This window comes from Synechococcus sp. BA-120 BA3 (assembly GCF_034931285.1).
In the GTDB taxonomy this organism is placed as follows: Bacteria; Cyanobacteriota; Cyanobacteriia; order PCC-6307; family Cyanobiaceae; genus Cyanobium.
Genome location: NZ_JAYGHZ010000112.1, coordinates 1 through 3,252, shown reverse-complemented (window position 1 = coordinate 3,252; position 3,252 = coordinate 1). Strand labels below are relative to the sequence as shown.

4 protein-coding genes are annotated in these 3,252 nt (G+C 71.2%); 1 reads left to right on the top strand and 3 read right to left on the bottom strand.

Annotated elements, in window-relative coordinates:
• The 3 genes from VB737_RS06055 to VB737_RS06045 all read right to left on the bottom strand — a co-directional run.
• A partial coding sequence (locus VB737_RS06055) for a YraN family protein (RefSeq protein WP_500311984.1) occupies positions 1–265 on the bottom strand: 265 nt, incomplete at its 3' end.
• Between the two features lie 71 nt (positions 266–336).
• A complete protein-coding gene (locus VB737_RS06050; RefSeq protein ID WP_500311983.1) occupies positions 337–831 on the bottom strand; it encodes a DUF2721 domain-containing protein in 495 nt (164 codons plus the stop codon).
• Positions 832–844: 13 nt separating this feature from the next.
• Positions 845–2,443 carry a putative bifunctional diguanylate cyclase/phosphodiesterase gene (locus tag VB737_RS06045; protein WP_500311981.1) on the bottom strand — a complete coding sequence of 533 codons (1,599 nt, stop codon included), beginning with the start codon at positions 2,441–2,443 and terminating at the stop codon, positions 845–847.
• A 214-nt stretch (positions 2,444–2,657) separates the two neighbouring features.
• Between VB737_RS06045 and VB737_RS06040 the strand changes: the two genes are divergently transcribed.
• On the top strand, positions 2,658–3,173 hold the full coding sequence (locus VB737_RS06040; RefSeq protein ID WP_500311980.1) for a pentapeptide repeat-containing protein: 516 nt from the start codon (positions 2,658–2,660) through the stop codon (positions 3,171–3,173).
• The last annotated feature ends 79 nt before the right edge of the window (positions 3,174–3,252 follow it).

The window sequence follows — 3,252 nt, the reverse complement described above, 5'->3', positions numbered from 1 at the left end:
CCGCCAGCCAGCAGTCCCAGGCCCGCGCCAGGCGCTGGCGCTTCTGCCAGCGCAGGGCCGCCGTGCCGCCGCCGTCCAGGCCACCGCTGCGGCGCCCCTTCACCTCCACCAGCAGCAGCCGTCCCGGCTTGTGGACGATGAGGTCCAGTTCGCCCCAGCGGCAGCGCCAGTTGCGCTCCAGCAAACCCCAGCCACGCAGCCGCAGCAGCCGCAGCACCCGCTGCTCGGCCCAGGCTCCCTGACGCTGGGCGGGGCTGGCAGGCACGGGCGCTGATCGTCTGCTCCAGGGTTCCCCGCCGCCGGCAGCCCCAGGCATGGCAGGCCTGGGGCCCGTGCTCAGTAGTACCGGCGGGGGTTCTGGCTGATGGCCAGCTGCACCTCCAGCAGGAACAGCAGCAGACCCACGATCATGGCCCCCATGGCCCCGACGAACAGGGGCACCACGATGGCGGTGACATCGAGGGCCGCCACGGCGCTGATGAACAGCACCGCCACCACGGCGGCCACCAGCAGGGCGGTGACGGTGACCGCCAGGATCGCCCTGTTGATCAGGAAGGTGCGACGCCGCTGCACCCCCAGCACCTGCTCCAGGCGGTTCCCTTCCTCGGGGTCGGCCTCCGGTTTCGCCTGACACAGCGCCAGGGCCTCCTGGATGACCCGCGTGCGATCAATGATCCGGGCCAGCCGGGAGGTGAACAGGCTCAGCAGCCCCGTCACGCCCGTGAACAGGAACACCGGGGCCACCGACAGCTGGATCGCCCGCGACAGGCCGGCGACGGCCGGACCTCCTCCCCCATCCGGGGACAGCTGCAGCAGAACGCTCCAGGCCATCCGGGAGATCCCCTCAGGCTTCCGGTGTGATCTGGCTCTGGAGCAGGGCCTCCAGCTCCTGCTCGGAGAGCGGGGCCGAGAGCTGATACCCCTGGCCGTGGCGACAGCCGAGGGTGAGCAGCATCTGCCGCTGCCGGGAGCGTTCCACCCCCTCCACCACCACCATGATCCCGGTGGCGTCACTGAGCCGGATCACGGCGCTGAGCATGGCCTGCTGCAGCTGGTCATAGTCGATCGCGGAGATCAGGCTCCGGTCGATCTTCACTTCGCTGAAGGGCAGCTCGGTGAGCCGCTGCAGGCCGGAATAGCCGGTGCCGAAATCATCCATCGCCAGCGCGAAGCCCTGCCGCCTCAGATCCCGCAGCTGGTCGGCCACATGGGTCGACATCTCCAGGATGCTGCCCTCGGTGAGCTCCAGGACGATGCGATCGGGGGTCAGCTGGTGCCGTTCCAGGGCCATCAGCAGGTCGCTGCTCCAGGTCGGGTCCTGCACCTGGAGCGGCGAGACGTTCACGCAGATCCGCCCGAGCTGCAGCCCGGCGAGGTCCCAGCGGTGCAGGGCCTCGAAGGCCCGCTCCATCACCCAGCGCCCCAGGGAGGAGATCTGCGCCGTGGCCTCGGCCACGTCGATGAAGTCGGCGGGGGACTGGCGGCCCAGCACCGGATCATCCCAGCGGCAGAGCACCTCGGCGGCGATCACCCGGCCGGATTCCAGCTCGATGATCGGCTGGAAGGCCAACTCCAGCTGCTCCTGCTCGATCGCCAGGGCCAGCGGTCGGGCCAGCAGTTCCTGCAGCTGGACCGATCGCTCCACCGGCGCCGCGATGCAGCAGCTGGGGAAGGGCTGGCGATGGGTTTCCTCCAGCGCCCGGGTGGCGGCATCCAGGAGCACCGAGAACTCACTGCCGTCGTCGGGGGCCCGGCTGATGCCCACGTTCAGCGACGGTTCGATGACGTGCTCCAACACCGTGGTGGGACTCTCCAGGCTGGTCAGCAGCCCGCCGGCCATGTCGCGCACCGCGTCGATGCCCATCGCCCCCGGCACCAGGGCCAGCAGGCGATCCCCCCCCTGGCGGGAGAAGAATCCACCGGCCGGCAGGGCCGCCTCCAGGCGGTGGGCGATCTCCTCGATCAGGGCCTCGCAGTCGGCGATGCCGAGCCGCCCGCGCACCAGGTCGAGCTGCAGCACCTGCAGATGCATCAGCACGGCACCGTCCGCGTAGCGGTCGGTCACCAGGCCATCGAGATCCGCCAGGTTCACCCGCTGGTCGAGCAGCTCCAGCAGGCACCAGACCGCCCCCGGCCCGGCGGTGGCGGGCAGGCGGGTGAGCGACAGGGGAATCGCCGCATCGGCCTGCGGCACCCCCACCAGATCACTGCGCAGGGTCGCCACGCTCCCCGCCAGCAGCGGCGCCACGTCGGCGGCACAGAGCTCCTGCAGGGACCGCTGGCGCAGCGCCGCCAGCTCCAGCCCCGAACGCCGGCAGAAGGCCCCGTTCGCCGCCAGGATCACCCCCTGGCCATCGGCCAGGGCCGCCGGCCGCTCAATCCTCTGCAGCAGGCCCTCGATCGCTCCGGCCCCTGGCTCCCCTGCCTCGGCGACGCGACTCACCATGGTTGTTCCGTGGTGTGGGGCCAGCGGCCGGCCCCTGATCGCCGGAAGCCCCTGGGCAGGAAGTCCCTGGTCATCAATGGATGCGGAGATCGAACGGGCCGCGATGCGGTCCTGCATCACGCTAGTCGGCCTCTCCCCCTCGGCATCCCTCCCCGGGCCGCGAAGCGCCGTGGAGCCCTTGCCTAGGCTGGCGTTCTCCGCTTCATCGCCGATGACGCGCCCGCTCTCCCTGTCCCGCTTCCCGGCCCTGGTGCTGGCCGTGCTCCTGGCCCTGCTGCTGGATGGGCTGCTGCTGCTGGCCCGCCCCATGCCGGTGGCGGCGGCGATGGACTACGCCAAACAGGTGCTGATCGGGGCCGATTTCCACGGCGCCGACCTGCGCGGCGTCACCTTCAACCTCACCAACCTGCGCGACGCCGATCTCTCCGGGGCCGACCTGCGCGGCGCCAGCCTGTTCGGCGCCAAGCTCCAGGACGCCGACCTCAGCGGCAGCGACCTGCGGGACGCCACCCTCGATTCGGCCGTGTTCGAGGGCACCGACCTGCGCAACGCCCGCCTCGACGACGCCTTCGCCTTCAACACCAAGTTCCGTGGGGTGCTCATCGACGGCGCCGACTTCACCAACGTGCCCCTGCGCGGTGATGCCCTCACCAGCCTCTGTGCCGCCGCCAGCGGCACCAATCCCGTCAGCGGTCGCCTCACCCGCGACACACTGAACTGCAGCTGAGCCCGCCTCGATGAGCTTCGATGCCCGCAGCCGCGAGCGGCTGGAGGCCCTCGGCCGCCAGCTGCCCCGACCCCTGCCC

Bases quoted from the DNA above. Each gene is read 5' to 3' on its own strand.
- VB737_RS06050 (WP_500311983.1), bottom strand. From the start codon at position 831: ATGGCCTGGAGCGTTCTGCTGCAGCTGTCCCCGGATGGGGGAGGAGGT.
- VB737_RS06040 (WP_500311980.1), top strand. From the start codon at position 2,658: ATGACGCGCCCGCTCTCCCTGTCCCGCTTCCCGGCCCTGGTGCTGGCC.